The 19,725-nt window shown below is 51.4% G+C and carries 18 protein-coding genes; 14 read left to right on the top strand and 4 right to left on the bottom strand.

Annotated elements, in window-relative coordinates:
* The first annotated feature begins 302 nt into the window (after positions 1-302).
* Positions 303-2,954, top strand: coding sequence for a TonB-dependent receptor (locus CX650_RS12890; protein WP_101096036.1), 2,652 nt, complete (start codon positions 303-305; stop codon positions 2,952-2,954).
* Positions 2,955-3,083: 129 nt separating this feature from the next.
* On the opposite strand, the gene CX650_RS12885 is transcribed toward CX650_RS12890, so the two are convergent.
* Together CX650_RS12885 and dusC are read right to left on the bottom strand one after the other, a co-directional pair.
* Positions 3,084-3,425, bottom strand: a complete 342-nt coding sequence (locus CX650_RS12885) for a TraR/DksA C4-type zinc finger protein (RefSeq protein ID WP_071476474.1) — start codon at positions 3,423-3,425, stop codon at positions 3,084-3,086.
* A 126-nt stretch (positions 3,426-3,551) separates the two neighbouring features.
* Positions 3,552-4,505 (bottom strand): tRNA dihydrouridine(16) synthase DusC, encoded by a 954-nt coding sequence (gene dusC / locus CX650_RS12880; RefSeq protein ID WP_039033905.1) that lies wholly within the window; start codon positions 4,503-4,505, stop codon positions 3,552-3,554.
* A 292-nt stretch (positions 4,506-4,797) separates the two neighbouring features.
* Between dusC and CX650_RS12875 the strand changes: the two genes are divergently transcribed.
* The 9 genes from CX650_RS12875 (at position 4,798) to recR (ending at position 13,271) form a co-directional block, all read left to right on the top strand.
* Positions 4,798-5,220, top strand: coding sequence for an HvfA family oxazolone/thioamide-modified RiPP metallophore (locus CX650_RS12875; RefSeq protein ID WP_039033850.1), 423 nt, complete (start codon positions 4,798-4,800; stop codon positions 5,218-5,220).
* Between the two features lie 58 nt (positions 5,221-5,278).
* Positions 5,279-6,115 carry an HvfB family MNIO-type RiPP peptide maturase gene (locus CX650_RS12870; protein ID WP_039033851.1) on the top strand — a complete coding sequence of 279 codons (837 nt, stop codon included), beginning with the start codon at positions 5,279-5,281 and terminating at the stop codon, positions 6,113-6,115.
* Entirely contained in the window at positions 6,115-6,903 is a 789-nt protein-coding gene (locus CX650_RS12865) for an HvfC family RiPP maturation protein (RefSeq protein ID WP_101096035.1), read from the top strand. The genes CX650_RS12870 and CX650_RS12865 overlap by 1 nt, the downstream gene beginning before the upstream one ends.
* A gap of 752 nt (positions 6,904-7,655) precedes the next feature.
* Entirely contained in the window at positions 7,656-8,030 is a 375-nt protein-coding gene (locus CX650_RS12855; protein ID WP_101096034.1) for a YbaN family protein, read from the top strand.
* Positions 8,031-8,117: 87 nt separating this feature from the next.
* Positions 8,118-8,513 (top strand): response regulator, encoded by a 396-nt coding sequence (locus tag CX650_RS12850; protein ID WP_025011503.1) that lies wholly within the window; start codon positions 8,118-8,120, stop codon positions 8,511-8,513.
* A 95-nt stretch (positions 8,514-8,608) separates the two neighbouring features.
* Positions 8,609-9,160: an adenine phosphoribosyltransferase gene (gene apt / locus CX650_RS12845; protein ID WP_025011504.1), complete on the top strand. Its 552-nt coding sequence runs from the start codon at positions 8,609-8,611 to the stop codon at positions 9,158-9,160.
* A 121-nt stretch (positions 9,161-9,281) separates the two neighbouring features.
* The gene (gene dnaX / locus CX650_RS12840) at positions 9,282-12,197 is read left to right on the top strand and encodes a DNA polymerase III subunit gamma/tau (protein WP_101096033.1); all 2,916 of its coding nucleotides are present in this window, start codon (positions 9,282-9,284) and stop codon (positions 12,195-12,197) included.
* Positions 12,198-12,328: 131 nt separating this feature from the next.
* Complete coding sequence (locus tag CX650_RS12835; protein ID WP_025011505.1) at positions 12,329-12,658, top strand: YbaB/EbfC family nucleoid-associated protein; 330 nt, start codon at positions 12,329-12,331, stop codon at positions 12,656-12,658.
* Between the two features lie 13 nt (positions 12,659-12,671).
* Positions 12,672-13,271, top strand: a complete 600-nt coding sequence (gene recR / locus CX650_RS12830) for a recombination mediator RecR (RefSeq protein WP_025011506.1) — start codon at positions 12,672-12,674, stop codon at positions 13,269-13,271.
* A 35-nt stretch (positions 13,272-13,306) separates the two neighbouring features.
* Here the strand turns inward: recR and CX650_RS12825 are convergent, their stop codons facing one another.
* Together CX650_RS12825 and CX650_RS12820 are read right to left on the bottom strand one after the other, a co-directional pair.
* A complete protein-coding gene (locus tag CX650_RS12825; protein ID WP_157823026.1) occupies positions 13,307-13,840 on the bottom strand; it encodes a helix-turn-helix domain-containing protein in 534 nt (177 codons plus the stop codon).
* A gap of 258 nt (positions 13,841-14,098) precedes the next feature.
* A complete protein-coding gene (locus CX650_RS12820) occupies positions 14,099-14,560 on the bottom strand; it encodes a carboxymuconolactone decarboxylase family protein (RefSeq protein ID WP_039033857.1) in 462 nt (153 codons plus the stop codon).
* Between the two features lie 242 nt (positions 14,561-14,802).
* Here CX650_RS12820 and htpG point away from each other — a divergent pair, with 242 nt between their 5' ends.
* The 4 genes from htpG to hemH all read left to right on the top strand — a co-directional run bounded on the left by htpG (position 14,803) and on the right by hemH (position 19,581).
* Positions 14,803-16,716, top strand: coding sequence for a molecular chaperone HtpG (gene htpG / locus CX650_RS12815; protein WP_101096031.1), 1,914 nt, complete (start codon positions 14,803-14,805; stop codon positions 16,714-16,716).
* 70 nt (positions 16,717-16,786) lie between these two features.
* On the top strand, positions 16,787-17,632 hold the full coding sequence (locus CX650_RS12810; protein ID WP_101096030.1) for a tetratricopeptide repeat protein: 846 nt from the start codon (positions 16,787-16,789) through the stop codon (positions 17,630-17,632).
* Between the two features lie 187 nt (positions 17,633-17,819).
* Positions 17,820-18,464, top strand: coding sequence for an adenylate kinase (gene adk, locus CX650_RS12805; protein WP_039033860.1), 645 nt, complete (start codon positions 17,820-17,822; stop codon positions 18,462-18,464).
* Between the two features lie 112 nt (positions 18,465-18,576).
* Positions 18,577-19,581 (top strand): ferrochelatase, encoded by a 1,005-nt coding sequence (gene hemH, locus CX650_RS12800; RefSeq protein WP_226683871.1) that lies wholly within the window; start codon positions 18,577-18,579, stop codon positions 19,579-19,581.
* Positions 19,582-19,725 lie beyond the last annotated feature (144 nt).

The following is a 19,725-nucleotide window of genomic DNA, read 5'->3' as shown; positions in this document are numbered from 1 at the left end:
GTTGTGCCAGATTATTTCATTGGCGCAATATTTTTAACTATTTAAACACCTAGGTATCAATATGTTTCAGTTTGGCCTTTTGGTGCCTATCTTGCTGATTTTCATTGGTTAAATTTAATTCTGTTGAATACCTGTGTAATTATTTGTATCAATTTGTTGTTGCCTGGTTGTTTTGGTGGTTTTTAATATTGACCAAATTGTTTTATTTGTGGAATATCATCGTAAGCATTGCAATATGCTTGCAAATTTTAAAACAAAAATAATCAGATATTTCTCACAAAAGAAACATCAGGGAGACAAGTATGAGTTCCATCAGTTTAACTGCAAAGGCAGTTCGTCGCGGTTTACTTGCTGCGGCAGTTACGGGAATTGCATTCAGCGGATATGCCACTGCTGAGGAAGCAAAAGAAGGCAAAGTTGAGCGGATCGAGGTAACAGGTTCACGTATCAAGCAAGTGGATATGGAAACGGCTTCACCTGTGACTGTTATCACAGCAGCCGATCTTAAGGTTACCGGGGAAACTTCGGTTGCCGATGTATTGAATAACTCCAGCATTAACAGTTTTGGTTCCTGGCGGGGTATGTCCGGTTATGGTGCCGGAGCCAGTGCCACCAGTGATGTGGATTTACGTGGTCTGGGGTCTCAGGCAACGCTTATTCTGCTCGATGGTCGTCGCATGCCAGGTACCAGCTCAAGCTCAGGAACCGTTGCCGATACTTCCAGCATCCCCATGGCGATTGTTGAGCGAATCGAGATACTGCGTGATGGTGCCTCGGCGGTTTACGGCTCAGATGCGGTTGCCGGGGTAATTAACATTATTACCAAGAAAGATTTTGAAGGTATTGAGCTGAACTACACAGGCGAATCTCCGGATGTGGAAGGCGGTGATTCTTCACGCTTTTCCGTGGCCGCCGGTTTTAGCACAGATAAGGGCAATATCACCCTGACGTTTGAGCATTACGATACAGGCTCTGTATACGACAAAGATGTTTGGCGTTTTGATGACCCAACCTGGAATGGTATCAGCTCCTACAGCGTGATCCCAAGAGCTACCTATATTGGCGCAGATGGTAAATCAGCCAATTATACTAATAGCGAGCTTTGTGCCCAGGCGCCGAATGTTATCGATGGCACCGATGGTGCCAATGCCGGAACCTGTTACTATGACTTTGGTAAGGTGACCAAGCTGTTTGGTAATGTGAACCGCAACAGTATTCTGTCAAACTTCAATTATCAGCTGACCGATGATATTCAATTCCGTGGCCGCGCTTCTGCCAGCCTGAGTGAAACGAATACCCGTTATGCGGGCACCCCTGTATCAACCAACGCGCCAACCATGGCTGCCGACAACCCAATGAACCCATTGGGCACGGATATATCTGAGATCCGCATGCGTTCAGTACAGATTGGTGAGCGTGACACTACCACTGAAACCAACTCAATCGACTTCCTGGCCGGTTTGGTGGGTTATTGGGATGTGGGCAGTGGCATCGACTGGGAAATTAATGCCCAGCATACCCGCTCAACCACTGACTCATTCAACTACAACCTGATCAACGACAATATCGTTCAGGACCTGATCAACACAGGCAACTATGATGTCTTCAACACTACAGGCATGAGTTATGAAGACTGGGATGCGCAAATGGCCGATCTCTATGGTCAAGCGGCCCATACTGGTGTGTATCAGGCGCAATTCAACAGCACCCAATTTGATGGTTTGTTGTCCGGCATGCTGTATGAAGGCAATGGCGTTACTTTGGCCGCGGTTGTCGGTGCCGAGTATGAAATGATTGAGTTCGTACAGCTGAGTGATCCGCAATCAGCCGCCGGTATTATCTCAGGTGGTTCAGGTGGTGACGATGTTGATGCAACCCGGGATCGTAGTTCTGGCTACGTAGAGCTGCAATCTTCATTGCCGTACAATATCGACTTGTCAGCCGCGCTGCGTTATGAGCGTTACGAGCAGGAGGGTAACATAGCTTCCGGATTTGCTTCTTCAACCTTTGACTCTGTTGTGCCCAAGTTCTCTGCCAGCTGGCGTCCGGTAGATTCCCTGTTGCTGCGCGCCAGCTGGGGTGAATCTTTCCGTGCCCCGAATATGGGTGAGATGTTCTCCGGTGAAGCGCTGAGTTTTGAACGTACCCTGGATACTGTCTGGTGTAGTGCCAACCCTGGTGCTGATGAGAACTACTGTAGCCCAAGTAACCAATATAAGACCTTCTACGGCGGTAACCCAGATCTGCAAGCGGAAGAGGGTGAATCCCTGACTCTGGGCTTTGTCTGGAACGTGACCGATGATTGGAGTATTGAGACTTCATATTATGACATCAGCTACGACAGCAAGATTGAAGTGGTCGATGTTGCGGATCTGATCCGTGAAGAAGAGGCCAATGGTGGTTCTCAGTACATAGTTCGTGGCAGTGATGGCAAGATTGAGACCATTCACAGCCAGTATCGTAACCTGAGTGCCCTGGAAACTTCCGGGATTGACTTTGTCACCAGCTACAACCAGGAAACTGACTTCGGTGATTTCCGTCTGAAGCTGGAAATGACTCATGTGTTGGATTACAAGACCAAGGCCGACGCCGAGTCTGACTTCTTCGATGAAGCCGGTCTACAGGATAAGCCCGAATGGCGTGGCAGTGCATCGGTTAACTGGACCCGTGATAACTGGAGTGCTGCCTGGACGACCTATTATATAGGTGGCCAGGATTCAGGGGCTGTTGAATATAACAACAAGTACCTGGTCGACGTATCAAGCTACTTCAAGCACAACGTTCAGCTAACTTACGCCCACGACTGGAATGGTTCCATCACCCTGGGTGTGAACAACGCCTTCGATGAAGAAGCACCAACCTGGTACAACTACGCTGATTATCGTGATGTCAACACAGGGCTGTACGACGTACTGGGCCGCACTTGGTTTGTGACCATTAATCAGAAGTTCTGATAAAACGCCGATCCTCCCTTACGGCTTAGCCCCGTCATTTTGGCGGGGCTTTTTTATTAGCTTTTAAACGCCAAAACATAACCTCAAACAAAAAAGCAACCTCTGGGGTTGCCTTTACTGCTTAACTGACTAGTGATTCAAGCGCAATTCTTGTCGGTGTTCATGTTTATATTGCTCATGGCAACGTTCACAGCGCTGCTCGGTCGGGTCTTTAACGAGTCGATGCGACTCGATTTCTGCTTCACAGTCTGCGCAAAGACCATAAAGCCCTAAATCCAGTTGGCACACCGCGGCATCCAGTCGCAACAGTCTGTGGTAGAGGGGGTGTTTGCAAAGATCGGCTTGAGTCATGGTTTCAATCAGATCACTGAGTGACATCTGGGGATCCCAGTGGGGTCCGAGCACCATTATCTCTTTCCTGAGATCGATTTCTAACGCCGACAATGCTTGTCTGATATGGGAGCTGCTCACTGATAATAGCCTGTAAAGATTGAGTCTACGGTCATTTAGTCTAAACAGCCGGGTCAATGTCACTATGATGAAGATCAAATCTGGGTGACATTTTCTGTCGTTAAGGCGTTAATTTGTCAGAATTGCTCAGATCTTGTCATTTATTTCGCGATAAGCCTGACTGAGCGTGGCCACTATGTCATCGGTTTGCTTGTGTACTCTGAGTTCTCTGAACAGGGCATCGGCCTGAGGGTATTGGCGATTGAGGTAGCTGAACCACTGTTTTATTCGCGCCGGGTAGTAGCAACTCTTGCGGCCGTTGAGTTCTTTCTGGCTGTAACTCATCAATAGCGCCAGGGTTTGCTGCCAGCTATATTGCTCGGCATTGTTCTTGATGTGATCCGCCAAATTGGGTAGAGAGATGGCGCCGCGGCCCACCATGATACTGTCGCAACCCGTTACTTCCATGCAGCGAAGGGCGTCTTCCCGGTCCCAAATCTCGCCGTTGGCGATCACGGGAATGGCCAATTTTTTACGGATCTCAGTGATATATTCCCAATAGGCCGGTGGACGATAACCGTCTTTTTTACTGCGGGCATGGACGGCCAACTCAGTGGCGCCGGCTTCATAAATCGCCTGCGCGTTTTCCATAAACAGGCTCTTGTCTTCAAACCCCAGGCGAATTTTGGCGGTCACCGCATGCGGTTCAGGAACTGCTTGACGCATGGCTTTGACTATCTTGTGGATTTGCTCCGGATACTGCAGCAATACGGCGCCGCCCTTGCTGCGGTTAACCATCTTGGCCGGGCAACCAAAGTTGGCGTCTACCCCTTGGGAGCCGAGTTCTATAGCCCGCAAGGCGTTTTCGGCCATCCAACCGGGTTCCTGCCCTAAAAGTTGTACTCTGACCGGCGTACCGCTGAGGGTCATGCCGCCTTGCAGCAGCTCGGGGCAGAGACGATAGAAGACTTTTTCGGGTAATAGTTGATCCACCACACGTACAAACTCGGTGACCATCAGATCATAAGGATTTATTGCAGAGAGCAGTTCCCGCATCAGATTGTCAACAACCCCCTCCATAGGGGCGAGAATAATACGCACGTGTTTAAGGCCTGGCTGAAATAGAAAGTGGCGCATTCTACCTTAAATCCCATCCGGCACCAATCGACAGCTTAAAAGGCACAGGCTTATTTTAGATATGTAACTGTTAACAGCTTGATCTTATCTGCATTTGCTATTTTACCCATGGTTCCCTACATGGGGTTTTGGATAAAAACTGTGATCCGCGGTTGAAAATATGAAATAGATTCTGCTGTCCCCGGGTCTGATATTGCAAGCCGGCAATTGAGGTCGGTCACTCGTAACAACTCTATGAGCAAAGGCAGGAAAGACAATGAAGACAGTCAAGACAACTACAGTAGCAGCCGCTTTGGGCATGGTTATCGCCGGCAGCGCCGTCGCCGCAGAAGCTAATGCCAACCCATTCGGGTTTCAGACTATGGAAGCCGGTTATCAATTGGTTGGTAATGAAGGCAAGTGCGGCGAAGGTAAATGTGGCGATAAGAAAGTCAAAGAAACCGAGCAAAAAAGCCGTGAGGGCAAATGCGGCGAAGGTAAATGTGGTGAAGGGATGAATAAGGCTGCCGAGGGCAAGTGTGGAGAGGGCGTGAATAAGGCCGCAGAGGGTAAGTGTGGCGAAGGCAAGTGCGGTGAAGGCATGATGCACTCAGCCGAAGGCAAAGCCAAAGCCGAAGAGAATAAAGCCAAGGCAGAAGCTAATAAAGTCAAGGAAGGCAAGTGTGGTAGTAACCACTGAAGTTGAATAGTGCAGGGCGCTTTGCGCCCTGTCTGAAACCACAAAGCGGTAATTATTTATGAATAACAGTGTCGGTTTGGGGCTTAGGCGGGAGATGTTGGCTGAGTTTTGTCAGGCAGCTCCTAAAGAGGCCGACTTCTTTGAAGTGGCACCGGAAAACTGGATGCGTCTTGGCGGTAAGTTTGGCAAGCAGTTTCGACAATTGACCGAAAGGCATTCATTTTATTGCCATGGGCTCAGTCTTTCCATCGGTAGCCCGGATCCGCTGGACCTGGTGTTTATCAAGGAGATTAAGCGTTTCCTCGATTTGCATCAGATAGATGTTTATTCAGAGCACTTAAGTTATTGCTCCGCCGATGGGCATATGTACGATCTTATGCCAATCCCTTTTACCTACGAAGCAGTGCGGCATGTCAGTGCCAGGGTTAAACAGGTTGAAGCGATTCTGGAGCGGCCACTTATTCTGGAGAACGTGTCCTTTTATGCTGCGCCTGGCGCCGAGATGACCGAGCAAGAGTTTGTCTGCGCCGTGCTGGAAGAGGCTGATTGTCGTCTGCTACTTGATGTCAATAACATCTATGTCAACTCGGTTAATCATGGTTATGATCCCAAGGCTTTTCTGGCAGCTATGCCCAGTGAGCGCATCGCTTACCTGCATATCGCAGGTCATTATCAGCAGGATGAGGATCTGATTATCGATACCCATGGCGCCGATATTATCAATCCTGTCTGGCAACTACTGGCAGAGTGTTATCGATTGCATGGGGTACATCCTACCTTGCTGGAGCGGGACTTTAATATCCCTGAAACCCGAGTCTTGTGTCAGGAGTTGAAGCAGATAGGCTCGCTACAAGGGCAGGCCTTGGATGCTTTTGCACAAGAGAGGAGAGCTTAATGGCCCTGGCTCAATTACAACGGGCTTTTGTGGCCTATTTGCGGCAGGAAGATATGCCTTTGCCGGCCGGCACCGACGAACGACACATGCAGGTATATCGCGAGCTTTTGTTCAATAATGTCAACGGCTTTGTCTCCAATGCTTATCCGGTTCTCAAGTCGCTGCACACTGAAGCGCAGTGGTTGGCGTTGGTAAAGGATTTTTTTGCCCGTCATGAATGTCAAAGCCCGCTATTTATCGATATTGCCGCCGAGTTTCTCGACTATCTGTGTCGGGAACAGGCAAGTGCGTTGGATGTAATGCCTTTTATGCTGGAATTGGCACACTATGAACTCTTGGAACTGCAGGTATCCGTGGCCGAAGATGATTCAGCGCCTTGGCTCAAACAGGCTGACATTCAGGCGTTGGAGCAACTGGCTGCAAAACTGCAATTGGCCGCCACCGCCAAAGTGGCGCAATATCAGTTCGAAGTTGACAGAATTAGTCCAGATTTTCGCCCAAATACAGTATCGCCCCTGCCGGTATTTTTCTGCGTTTATCGTGACCTGGAAGAGGAAGTATGCTTTTTAAGGCTCAATCCGATGACGGCGCAGCTGCTGGCAAAATTGCAACAAACGCCATTGAGCTTTACCCGGTTACTTGCTTGGCTTACAGAGACATTTCCCTCATTTTCAGAGCAGCAGCTTTGTCAGGGCGCGGCCACAACTTTGGCTGAGTTGGCGGCGCTGGGTATTGTTCGCAAACAGCCTGCAGCCGCGATCCCTACCACAACTTTTTGTAAGGCATGAGTTTATTTTAGTTGTACCTGCCTTTTGCTGACATTGATGCCTGAAAGCGACATTAATACAAGGGATTGGCTAATCCCATTGAAAAAACATGGTTTTTATCGGCGTGATAAAGGGCTAGAATAGCCGGGTTTTGTGACTGAGGTCACTCCCACACTAGCCCTGGAAGTAGAGGAGCTGTCATGAGTCAGCCGTTTAAAGACCCATTCAATATTTTGTATTTTCTTGGTTTTATTCTGGTAATGCTGTTACCTACATTGCCGGCCAGCCTGTCTTGGCTGAAACACGCGGGATTGATCTGAAGCAGCAAAATACCATTTTTGCTACAATAGCCACCCTCAGCGGTGGCTTTTGTTTAGGGAAGGTGCGAACAGNGGGATTGATCTGAAGCAGCAAAATACCATTTTTGCTACAATAGCCACCCTCAGCGGTGGCTTTTGTTTAGGGAAGGTGCGAACAGGTCCCATGTGTGCTCTGCGTCGGCTTACGGGCTTGGATGCAAGGCGTGGTTCGCCGCAAATGGCCCTAGTCCTTTGCAAGAAGCACAACACAGCAGGCAGGCCTGTAAGCCACGCCCTTCGGGGCTTTCACAGCAACCGGCTTTCTGCGTTATCCGACTTCGACAGGCCCCGGCATGTCTTCAGTCAGATGCCTTGAATGCCAATTGCTGTGCAAGCCACTTTCTACAAAAGAGAAGGCCACGAGGACTTATTCGCACCTTCCTTAGGGGCGACCGGTTTTCCAGAGGAAATTGGATGGTTATCAAAAGAGGCTTCTTTTTAATTTTCGGGATCCTGAGTCTGGGCATGGGGTTGCTTGGCATCGTCTTACCTGTGTTGCCGACAGTTCCCTTTATTTTATTGGCCGCCTTCTGTTTCGCTCGTTCCAGTGAACGGCTACATGATTGGTTGCACAGCCATCCTTGGTTCGCCCAGCCTCTTGCCGATTGGCATTCCCGCAAAGCGATGCGTAAGGGATTAAAGCGAAAAGCCTTTTTGATCAGTGGTGCCAGTTTTGCCCTTAGTATTGCCTTGGTGCCACTTTGGTGGGTGAAACTCTTACTTGCCGTTTGCTGTGTCTGTCTGTTGTTGTTCCTGTGGCAGATCCCCGAGCTGGAAGATAGTGAGTGATCCTGTAGACAAAAACGTCGACTTGTCGTGATTTTGTCATTCAGTTGGGGTAGCCTTGGCGCGCCTTGAAACCACCAGGGAAATTTAATGAGTTTCAACATTTTGCTTGTTGATGATAATAACATCAGCCAACAGGCTTTGGCCGAACTGTTCCAGAGCCAAGGTTGGCACTGTACGTTGGCCACCAATGGCATGCAGGGGCTGGCGTGCGCCGAGCGGCAAAACTTCGATGCCGTGATTAGTGGCTTTTTCATGCCTTTGCTCGACGGGCCGCACTTCATCCCGCTACTCAGGCAACTCGACGGTTATGCCAACCTGCCTGTCGTGGTGCTAAGTACTCACAGCCAAGAGGAAGTGGCCGCCAGTATGGATATGTCCCAGGTTAATGGCTTTTGGAGAAAACCATTGAACTGTGACACAAAGCAACAACTCCTGGATCACTTATCGACAGAGATTGTTGCATGGCGGATTAAAGCGGCTTAAGCTTTAGCCGGATTTTTGAAATGCAGTCCACCTCAGTGTGGACTTTTTTGTTGTAAAGAGCCGGGCCCAGTGTCTGGAAATGAAGTATTGAGACTATGGCAATGAACTCCGACAGCTTAAGCCTGATTAAGCAAAGCATTAAAACCATTCCGGATTATCCTAAAGCCGGGATCCTGTTCCGCGACGTAACCAGTCTGCTTGAAGACCCGGTTGCCTACCAGTTAAGCATTCGGTTGCTGGTGGATCATTATAAAGATCATGGTTTTACCAAGGTTGTCGGTACCGAAGCCCGTGGTTTCCTCTTTGGTGCCCCTCTGGCGCTGGAGTTGGGTGTGGGCTTTATTCCCGTGCGTAAGCCCGGCAAGTTGCCAAGAGAAACCATAGCCGAAAGCTATGAGCTGGAATATGGCCACGACACCCTGGAAATGCATGTTGATGCCATAGTGCCGGGTGACAAGGTACTGGTTATCGATGACTTGCTGGCAACCGGTGGCACCATTGAAGCCACAGTTAAGCTTATCCGTCGCTTAGGCGGCGAGGTGAAGGACGCCGCATTTGTGATCTCCCTGCCGGACCTGGGCGGTGAACAGCGCCTGACCGAGCAAGGGCTCGAACTGGTTAAGCTGTGCGAGTTTGACGGCGAATAAAAGCTCAGCCCTGCTGCTTTGCGGGTCGTCTCGGTAGCGTGAAGTCATACCTCATGTTATTGTTTTACGATCCGCGGAGCTTGCTCCCGCAAAGATACTTTTATGGATTTTGGGGAGTTTCATGTCCTATCAGGTACTAGCCAGAAAATGGCGACCTGCCAGTTTTGATCAGGTAGTCGGCCAATCTCATGTCTTGCATGCATTGACCAATGCCCTGAGTCAGCAACGACTGCACCATGCCTATCTGTTTACCGGTACCCGCGGCGTCGGCAAGACCAGTTTGGCGCGCCTGTTTGCCAAAGGGCTCAACTGCGAAACAGGGATCACCGCTAAGCCATGTGGCCAATGCAGTGCCTGTCAGGAAATTGCCCAGGGGCGTTTTGTCGACCTTATCGAAGTCGATGCGGCTTCCCGTACCAAGGTAGATGATACCCGCGAACTGCTGGATAATGTTCAGTATCGCCCAACCCGGGGGCGTTTCAAGGTTTACCTGATAGACGAAGTTCACATGCTGTCCCGCAGCAGTTTCAATGCGCTGCTCAAGACACTGGAAGAACCCCCAGAGCACGTCAAATTCCTGCTGGCCACCACAGATCCGCAAAAGCTGCCGGTGACTGTACTGTCCCGCTGCCTGCAATTTAACCTAAAGAGTCTGGATCAGACGGAGATGGCCGGCCAGTTGCAGCATATTTTGCAAAGCGAAGGTCTTAAGTTTGAAACTTCTGCGCTGACGCTCCTGGCGCGAGCCGCCAATGGCAGTATGCGAGATGCCCTGAGCCTGACAGATCAGGCTATCGCCTTTGGAGCCGGGCAAGTGATGCTGGAGCAGGTACAAACCATGCTCGGCGCCATAGATGAGCGCCAGGTGCTGGCGCTGTTTGATGCGCTCCTCACAGGCGACATCGCCAAAATGATGCAGGAAGTGGCCAAGGTGCTGGCATTTGGCGCCGATGCTGCCGAAGTGCTGCGCAGCTTGCTGGAGCTCTTGCATCAGATAACCCTGAGTCAGTTTGCGCCGGCGGCGGCCAATTTGTCGCTGTTTGGTCCCAGAATTAACCACTATGGTGAAAACCTCACCCCCGAGCAGGTGCAGCTCTATTACCAGTTGTTGCTCAGCGGTCGCAAGGAGCTGCCTTATGCACCGGATCCCAAGTCAGGGCTGGAGATGGCGTTACTCAGAGCCGTTGCCTTTGTGCCGGAAACGCCGCCCAAACGCTGGCAAAGGGGTGAAGTCGCCGATCTGTCTGCCTTGGATAACAGCAACAGCAGCAGTGCCGCTGCGCCTGCGGCGGCCGGGGCGCCGAATCAACCCCTGGCAAGCAATAACGTCGATGAGATAAAGCCTCAAGCCGCCTCTGCTCAATCTGTTACAAGCCATGCTGTCGAAGCGCAAGCCGAAAAGACGCAAGCTGCCAAGATGCCAACACAGGTAAGCCCGGCGGCTGAGACGCAGGCGAGCAATATTGACTCACAGATGGCTGCCAATGAGGGCGAAGATGCAGACGAACAGGCCTTATTGGCCGAACAAGCGCTGCTGTTATCCCAGGCCGGTAGCATGGGGTTCAGGAATGAGGCCTCTGAGTCTGCTAAAGTGGCCGAGTCTCTGCCGGCACGGCAACCGGCTGCAGCTCAGTCTCACGAGCCTGTGTCACAAGCTGAAACCTCGGCTATTAACGATGAGCAGCAATCTCTGGATGACTTCTATGCTGCCATGGGCTATTCACTGCAAGGTGAAGGGCAGGATAGCAGCTTGGATTTTTATCAGCAGCAGATGTCGATGGACGGCCAAATGCTATCCGCTGCTGACAAGAGTATCTCCGAAGCATCGCTATCAAATAAGCCATCAAACGAGCCAGTGCCTGCCGATGCCAACATAGAATCTGGCAGCGATGACATCTTGGGTGATGATCTGCTCGATCAGGTGCTTGCCACCCGGGATTTGCTGCTCAGTGATATAGAGGCCGCCAGCCCCAAGGACGGTGAAGAAAAAAAGCCCTTGCTGGAGCGCCGCAGCGCGGCCGCAGCACCTGAGTCCGATGCTGTAGCGGCCACTCAGTCAGAAGCGGCAGCAGAGCTAGGAAACAGCCCTGAGCTGAGCAAAAGCCCTGAGCTGAGCAAAAGCCCTGAGCGGGTAGACAGCCTTGAACCAAGCAATAGCCCTGAGCCCTCCCAAGCAGAAACGCAAACTCCTGTTGCCGGGGAAGTGCCTTCCGAATCTGGCCCAAGTCATGTTGCGGCGCTCAAGGAAGACAGGCCACCATGGGAAGATGCCCCAGAGGGTGCGGTTGAAGCGGGTCGCGAGGCAATGCAAGACAGTGAAACGGTTCAAAATGTGGCTTTCCTACAAGCCGAACCAGAGTCTGTGCCTGAATTTTTGCCTGAGCCTGAACCACAACCACAACATACCGCGCAGCAGACAGCACAGGAAGCTGCACCACAGGCGGTAGACGAGCCGGGACATGAGCTGAAAAATGAACTTGAGCTGGGATCTGGCCAAAGCGCTACAGTAAATACTGTAAACACAGGGGCTCGGCCTGCATCCGAGCCGCGCCAAGCACCAGGCCCGGAGTCCGCCGAGGCCTTCGCCCATGCTCCGCCCTGCGGTCATCCACAGGATCTCTATTGGTATAAATTGATGTCCTCGCTCGAAATAGGCGGCCGGGTTCGGCAACTGGCGGTAAACTCAGTCTGTGAGCGGATAGCTGAACCGCTGCCCTTGCTGCTCAAGCCGGATCAAAAGCACTTGGCGGCAGATTCGGCCATCAAACAGCTCGAAGAGGCGCTTTCCAAACTGTTTGGGAAACCTTGCCGCACAGAGATTGTCGTAGGAGTAGATGACCAAAGGGAAACGCCGTTGGAAATTCGTCATCGTTTTCATCAGGAGCTCCTGAGCGGGGCTCATGCTTCATTGATGAATGATGAAAACATTCAATGGCTTGTCAGTCATATGGGGGCCGAACTGGATCAGGATACTCTAGGGTATCCCCCTGAGCTGCTCAGTCAACGGGCTAATTTGATTGCAGACAAGGCGCCCTAGGGCCCGGTGGATGTTACCCGCTTCATAAGATTGCCGCTCAAAGCGACTCTTGGATTGCCAAGCGGGTTTATTTCAGTAAGATTAGCCAACTTTGACCTGTTACTCACAACTTGAATTGAAGAGATAAAGCTATGTTTGGAAAAGGCGGTATGGGCAACCTGATGAAGCAAGCCCAGATGATGCAAGAGAAAATGGCCAAAATGCAGGAAGAGATTGCCCGCATGGAAGTCACTGGTGAGTCAGGCGCAGGATTGGTGAAAGTCACCATGACCGGCAGCCACAATGTTCGCAAAGTCGAGATAGATCCCAGCCTGCTGGAAGACGACAAAGAGATGCTGGAAGATCTGATCGCCGCGGCCTGCAACGATGCGGCTCGCCGTGTTGAAGAGAACCAAAAGTCCAAGATGGCCGAAGTGACAGGTGGCATGCAACTGCCTCCTGGCATGAAGATGCCATTCTGAGTCGGAATAACAGATGAAATTCAGCCCACTGGTGGATGAATTGATCCAGTCGCTGCGCTGTTTGCCAGGTGTCGGCCCTAAATCGGCACAGCGGATGGCGTTTCAACTGCTTGAGCGCGAGCGTAAAGCCGGGCTCAAGTTGGCTGAAGCGTTGGAGCGAGCCATGAAGGAGGTGGGGCATTGTCAGTCCTGCCGCACCTTCACCGAGGAAACGCTGTGTCCCATCTGCGCCAGTCCTCGGCGCGGCAACGCCGATACCATCTGCGTGGTTGAAACGCCGGCCGATGTGTTGGCTATCGAAGCCGGTGGGCATTTCAGTGGCCGTTATTTTGTGTTGCTGGGGCATCTGTCGCCGCTCGATGGTGTCGGACCCGAGGAGTTGGGACTGGCGCTACTGGAAGAGCATCTGGCCAAAGGCGAGATTGCCGAGCTGATCCTGGCCACTAACCCGACGGTGGAAGGTGATGCCACCGCGCATTTTATTGCCGATATCGCCCATCGCTACCAAGTCAAGGTGAGCCGAATCGCTCATGGGGTTCCGGTAGGCGGTGAGCTGGAATATGTCGACAGCACCACCCTGGCATTGTCGTTCAATGGGCGAATGCCGCTCTGAAACTTGGATGTGCCTTCTGTGAATACCGGCCCCGCTTATGCGGGGCTATTTTTTGCCTGCAGAGCGTTGACTAAGTAGCGGCGGGCGTAATGTTTCGGCGTGATATTGGCCAAGGTACGAAATTCACGGGTCATATGTGCCTGATCGGCGAAGCCAAAGTCGGCTGCCAGTTCGGCCAGTGATGTTGATGGTGCCAGCCGGAGTTGTTCCATTGCCTGCTTGACCCGAATAATGCGTTGATAATATTTAGGGGTCATCCCCATCCAGCTCTGGAAGTGGCGTTCTATTTGACGTAATCCCAAAGTGGTTTCTTTGGCATGCTTGTGGTGTGTATGCCGGAGGACTTCCTTGACCCTTTGATGGCTTTCACTACGGCTGACGATATGTTGCCGAGTAAACTGATACATGGTGCGGATGCGGGGATAGTGGCCACTGCAGGCACAGAGCTGCAAATATAGTGGGCTAAGCAGAGTATGGATATCAGTTTCCCGCTCACTACGGACAGGGTTGTCGAAGCGTTTTCCCAGGCATTGATAGCCCATAGCTGGATGAAAGCGGATGCCTGCCATTTGGGTCCCCGGCGGCATGATGATGTTTTGGGAAGTCTGGCTAGTAGGCAACAAAATAATCCCCGGAGGATGCCATATCCCATCAAAAAACACCTCTGGGCCAAAATTGAACAGGATACCGCTGCCGGCGTCGCCCAGCAGTAATCGAACAATTGGCTCCCTATGCCCTGTCGATACGCCAACAGACCATATAGCTTGAATATCTGCTGCGATATTGCCTTTGGGGGAAAATAGTTTTAAGTCCATACGCAACCTGAATCACTTGGGCTGGTAATTGCCGACCTCGGGTTTAAATACTTTAACGATACGGTTCCAACTATTGATGGCATTGATGGCTATGGTCAAATCTGTCATCGCCTGAGGGCCGAAACAATCCAGTACCTGTTGGTACTCTTTATCGCTGACACCCAAACCTGCGGTCAGTTGCTCGGCCCAACCGAGGGCAATACCTTCCGCAGTGCTGTAAATAGGCATGTCCCGCCAGGCATTGAGACCAAAAATTCGTTCGGCTTTTTCACCATACTTCAGCGCGTCTTTACTGTGCATGTCAATACAAAAGGCGCATTGATTAATCTGTGAGACTCTGAGTTTGACCAGTTCCCAGATGGTTATAGACATGGTCTTCGATGAACTGAATTGGTGGTGGAAGTAGCGTTCCTGTTGGTATAGAAGTTCCAAGGCTTGTGGCGCAGCATTAGCATAGTTGAGTCGTTTCATCATGATATCTCCTGAGAGGGGTTTCCAGACGATAACCGGACAAAGCGGACAAAGATTGCATATTTTCGACATAGATGGAAAACGGCAATCGGCGCTGGACTATTTTCAGAGCTCACTTCGGGCTATTTTTTCTGCGGCTGTTATCGGTCTGTGTCATCCCGCCCTTGAATTTGAAAATCGCATCCCCATTTAATTAAACAACTCAAGTTGGTTTAACCTATTGCGATAAACAAGGGAAGCTATTCATGTCACATCAAGAAACTCATGGTTTTCAAACTGAAGTCAAACAACTTTTGCATTTGATGATCCACTCTTTGTACTCCAACAAGGAGATTTTCTTGCGTGAATTGGTATCCAATGCCGCCGATGCCGCCGACAAACTGCGTTATCTGGCGCTTACCAACGACGCGCTTTATGAAGGTGATGGCGAGCTCAGGGTACGTATCAGTACTGATAAGGAAAAGGGCACTATTACCATTGAAGACAATGGTATAGGTATGACCCGTGACGGCGTTATCGAGCATTTGGGTACCATTGCCAAGTCAGGCACGTCAGAATTCTTCAAAAACCTCTCCGGCGATGCCGCCAAAGACTCGCAGTTGATTGGCCAGTTCGGTGTGGGTTTCTACTCGGCCTTTATTGTGGCCGACAAGGTAACAGTGAGAACCCGCGCCGCCGGTCACAAGGCCGATGAGGGCGTGCAGTGGCAGTCTGCCGGTGAAGGCGACTTTACCGTTGAAAACATAGTTAAAGAGAGCCGCGGTACCGAGATTACTTTGCATCTGCGCGAAGAGGAAAAAGAGTTTGCCGATGACTGGCGTTTGCGCTCTATCATCACCAAGTACTCAGATCATATCTCCATTCCGGTAGAGATGTGGCAGGAAGGTTCGCCCGAGTCCGAAGGCCCGGATGGTGAAAAAATTCCGGCGACTGAAGGTCAATGGCAAGTGATGAACAAGGCCACCGCGCTTTGGACCCGCAACAAGTCTGAGATTTCCGATGAAGAATATCAGGAGTTTTACAAGCATATCTCCCATGACTTCAGCGATCCTCTGCTGTGGAGTCACAACCGGGTTGAAGGTAAGCAGGAATACACCAGCTTGCTGTACATTCCTTCCAAGGCGCCTTGGGACCTTTGGAACCGGGATCGCAAGCAGGGTCTGCAACTCTTTGTTCAGCGTGTATTTATCATGGATGACGCCGAGCAGTTTATGCCTTCTTACCTGCGTTTCGTCAAAGGTCTTATCGACTCCAACGATCTGCCGCTGAACGTCTCCCGGGAGATACTGCAGGACAACAAGGTGACCCAAGCCATGCGCACGGCCATTACCAAGCGGGTGCTGGGCATGTTGGAGAAACTGGCTAAAGACGACAGCGACAAGTACCAGCAGTTCTGGGCTGAGTTCGGCCAGGTACTGAAAGAGGGCCCGGCAGAGGATTGGAGCAACCGCGAGCGTGTGGCCGGCTTGCTGCGTTTTGCCTCGACCCACAATGACACTGCGGCGCAAACTGTATCGCTGGATGATTACATCGGCCGCATGAAGGAAGGTCAGAGCAAGATTTACTATATTGTTGCCGACAGCTATGAGGCGGCGGCCCACAGTCCGCATCTGGAGCTGCTGCGTAAGAAGGGCATCGAAGTGCTGTTGATGTCTGACCGCATCGACGAGTGGCTCATCAACCACCTGACAGAGTACAAGGAAAAGGCGCTGCACTCTGTGACTCGCGGTGAGCTGGATCTCGGTGAGCTGGAAGATGAGAATGAAAAGGCAGAACAGGAAAAACTGGCGGCGGAATCCGAGTCTTTGCTCAAGCGTATCAAAGAGGCGCTGGGTGATAAGGTCAAGGATGTACGGGTGACCACGCGTTTGACCGACACTCCAGCCTGTGTGGTGGCCGGTGAAGGCGAGATGTCGAGCCAGATGATCAAGCTGATGCAGGCCGCCGGCCAACAGGTGCCGGAAGTCAAACCAACATTTGAGCTGAACCCGACGCACCCGCTGGTGGCCAGACTCAATGACGAGACAGATGAAAGCCGCTTTACTGACTGGAGTAACCTGTTGTTGCAACAGGCAATGCTGTCAGAAAAGGGCAGCCTGGCTGACCCATCTGAGTTTATCCGCTTGATGAACCAGATGTTGCTTGCCAACCTTAAGTAAGCCAAAAAAAAAAGGGCCTTTATGGCCCTTTTTTACTCGGGTATAGCCCGACCATCCAACAAGGATTGCTATGGAAACACGTATCGAACTGACCCGCGACAACATTCAACAGGTGGTGGAAGCCTCGAAACAACAGTTGGTCGCGTTGGTCTTCTGGGCGCAGCAAAGCCCGGAGAGTCTGGGGCTACTCGGCACCATGGAAACATTGGCAAACCGTTATCAGGGGCAACTGCTGCTGGCGGCCGTCAATTGCGAAACTGAAATGGAAATCGCCTCCTATTTCCAGATCCAGAGCTTGCCGACCACTTTGTTGCTCAGTCAGGGCCAGCCGGTTGATGGCTTTGCCGGGGTGCAGGACGAGTCGCAAATTCAGGCCATGCTGGATAAACATCTGCCTGCCGCCTGGGAGCTGAAACTTGCTGACGCCAGAGAATTACTCGCCGGAGGCGATGCCGCAGCAGCCCTGGTGTTGCTGAAGGAGGCCTATGGCGAGCACAATGGCGCCGAGGTGGCCTTGCCTTATGCTGATGCATGCCTGTTAAGCGGTGATATTGGCGCTGCCAAAAGCCTGCTTGCCGGCATCAAGCTTGAAGATCAGGATGCTTATTACGCCAGTTTGCAGGCCAAACTCAAGTTGGCGGAAGAGGCGGCTGATACGCCGGAAATCCGTTCTTTGCAACAAGCGCTCGAAGCAGCTCCGGGAGACCTGGGTTTACTTGGCAAGCTGGCAACGGCACTGCATCAGGCGCACAGGGATGAAGAGGCCCTGGAGTTGCTTTTTGCCCAACTGCAGCAAGATCTCAACGCCGGTAATGGTGAATTGAAACAGCAGTTTCTGACGATACTTTCAGCCCTTGGTCAGGGGAATACACTGGCGAGCAGCTATCGTCGCAAGCTTTATAGTTTACTCTACTGATAGAGTTAAGCTTGGCAGGCCAAGCCTCTGCCTGAGCGGTTTTGACCGCTTTTAACAGGTCAGAGCTGTCAGGTTTTTTTGGCGTTTCTGTGGCTAAAGTCGAAGCCAAAGGCCTTCTCATGGGCGGCCAGATGTGCGAAGATCGCCGCCCTAACAAGAATATCAATGCGAAAAGAGGACTCTTGATATGCGCATTATCCTATTGGGCGCCCCTGGTGCCGGTAAAGGTACCCAGGCTCAGTTCATCATGGAAAAGTATGGCATTCCACAGATCTCAACCGGCGATATGCTGCGTGCAGCCGTAAAGGCCGGTACGCCTTTGGGACTGGAAGCCAAGAAGGTGATGGACGCCGGACAATTGGTTTCAGATGAGCTGATCATAGGTCTGGTTAAAGAGCGCATTACTCAGGACGACTGCGCCAAGGGATTCCTGCTGGATGGTTTCCCACGCACTATTCCACAAGCTGATGCCATGGTGGCTAACGGTATCCATGTTGATCATGTGATTGAGATTGATGTACCGGACGAAGAAATCGTTAAACGTATGAGCGGTCGCCGGGTGCATCCTGGTTCTGGCCGGGTTTACCATGTGGTCTTCAATCCGCCAAAAGAAGACGGCAAGGATGATGTAACAGGTGAAGAACTGGTTATCCGTCCGGATGATGAAGAGAGCACAGTACGCAAGCGCCTGGGCATCTATCACGAACAGACCATGCCGCTGGTGGATTACTATGGTGCCATGGCGGCCAAGGGTGATACCAAGTACAGTAAATTCGACGGTACCCAAAGCGTTGCTTCCGTCAGTGAAGCCATTGTGAAGGCGCTGGGCTGATTAATTATCAGAACCGGTTCTCATAATCGAAAAAAGCCCGCAATTGCGGGCTTTTTTTATGGTTTTAGCGGTGTTAACTTGGCGCCATCTCTCTCGGAACAGGAATAATACAGTGCAGGATACCCGTCCTCCATTCGGTGTGCTTTTGGTTAACTTGGGTACTCCCGCTGCGCCAACCAAAGCGGCAGTACGTACTTTTTTGAAACAGTTCCTCAGCGATCAACGTGTGGTGGATCTGTCCCCCTGGCTGTGGCAACCCCTGTTACAAGGTATTATTCTCAATACCCGTCCGGCGAAAGTCGCCAAGTTGTATCAATCTATTTGGCAGGCGGAAGGATCACCTTTAATGGTGGTCAGTAAACAGCAGAGACAAGCTCTGGCAGATTTGCTTCGGGAGCAAACGGGCGTAACCGTTCCCGTTGAGCTGGGGATGAGTTATGGCAGTCCGTCCTTGAGTGATGGCCTGACGGCGCTGAAAAATGCCGGAGTTGACAGGGTGCTGGTGTTGCCTCTTTATCCTCAATATTCCTGCTCTACTGTGGCCAGCGTGTTTGATGGTGTTGCCGCGGCGTTGAAAATGGAGCGTAATCTGCCTGAACTGAGGTTTGTGCGAGATTATCACGACAAGCCAGGTTATATTCAGGCCCTGGCCGATAGTGTTCGTACCCATTGGCAGCGAGAAGGGCGGGGACAAAGGCTGCTGATGTCGTTTCATGGGGTGCCCGAGCGTTACATTAAGGAGGGGGATCCTTATCGCAGTCAATGTGAAACCACGGCTAAGTTGTTGGCCACCGAGCTTGGCCTGGGGGAAGGTGAATGGCAGCTGTGCTTCCAATCCCGTTTTGGCAAGGAGCCTTGGCTAACGCCCTATACCGATGAGCTGCTTGAATCTTTGCCGGGACAGGGGGTTCATTCGGTCGATATCATGAGTCCCGCCTTTGCCGCCGACTGCCTGGAAACACTGGAAGAGATAGCTCAAGGAGGCCGCGAAAGCTTTCTTGAAGCCGGTGGGAAACAATATCAATTTATCCCTTGTCTTAATGCACAATCGGCTCATATGTGTTTTTTGGCCGAGTTGGTGAAGTTTCACACTGAAAATTGGTATCAAGCCCGTTAGCGTACACTGGTGTGGCGGTGGATTTGTGATAGAATCTGCCGCCATTTAAAGTGGTCGCTGGCAGCTCCGTCAGCCTGACTTAAGATCATTATCAGGAAAGTGTACCCAAACGGTACACTACTCAGGGACGATGAAAATGAGAGC

Origin of the sequence: Shewanella indica (genome assembly GCF_002836975.1) — a bacterium.
In the GTDB taxonomy this organism is placed as follows: Bacteria; Pseudomonadota; Gammaproteobacteria; order Enterobacterales; family Shewanellaceae; genus Shewanella; species Shewanella indica.
The sequence above is the reverse complement of the archived record's forward strand: the minus strand, read 5'-3'. Positions and strand labels throughout refer to the sequence as shown.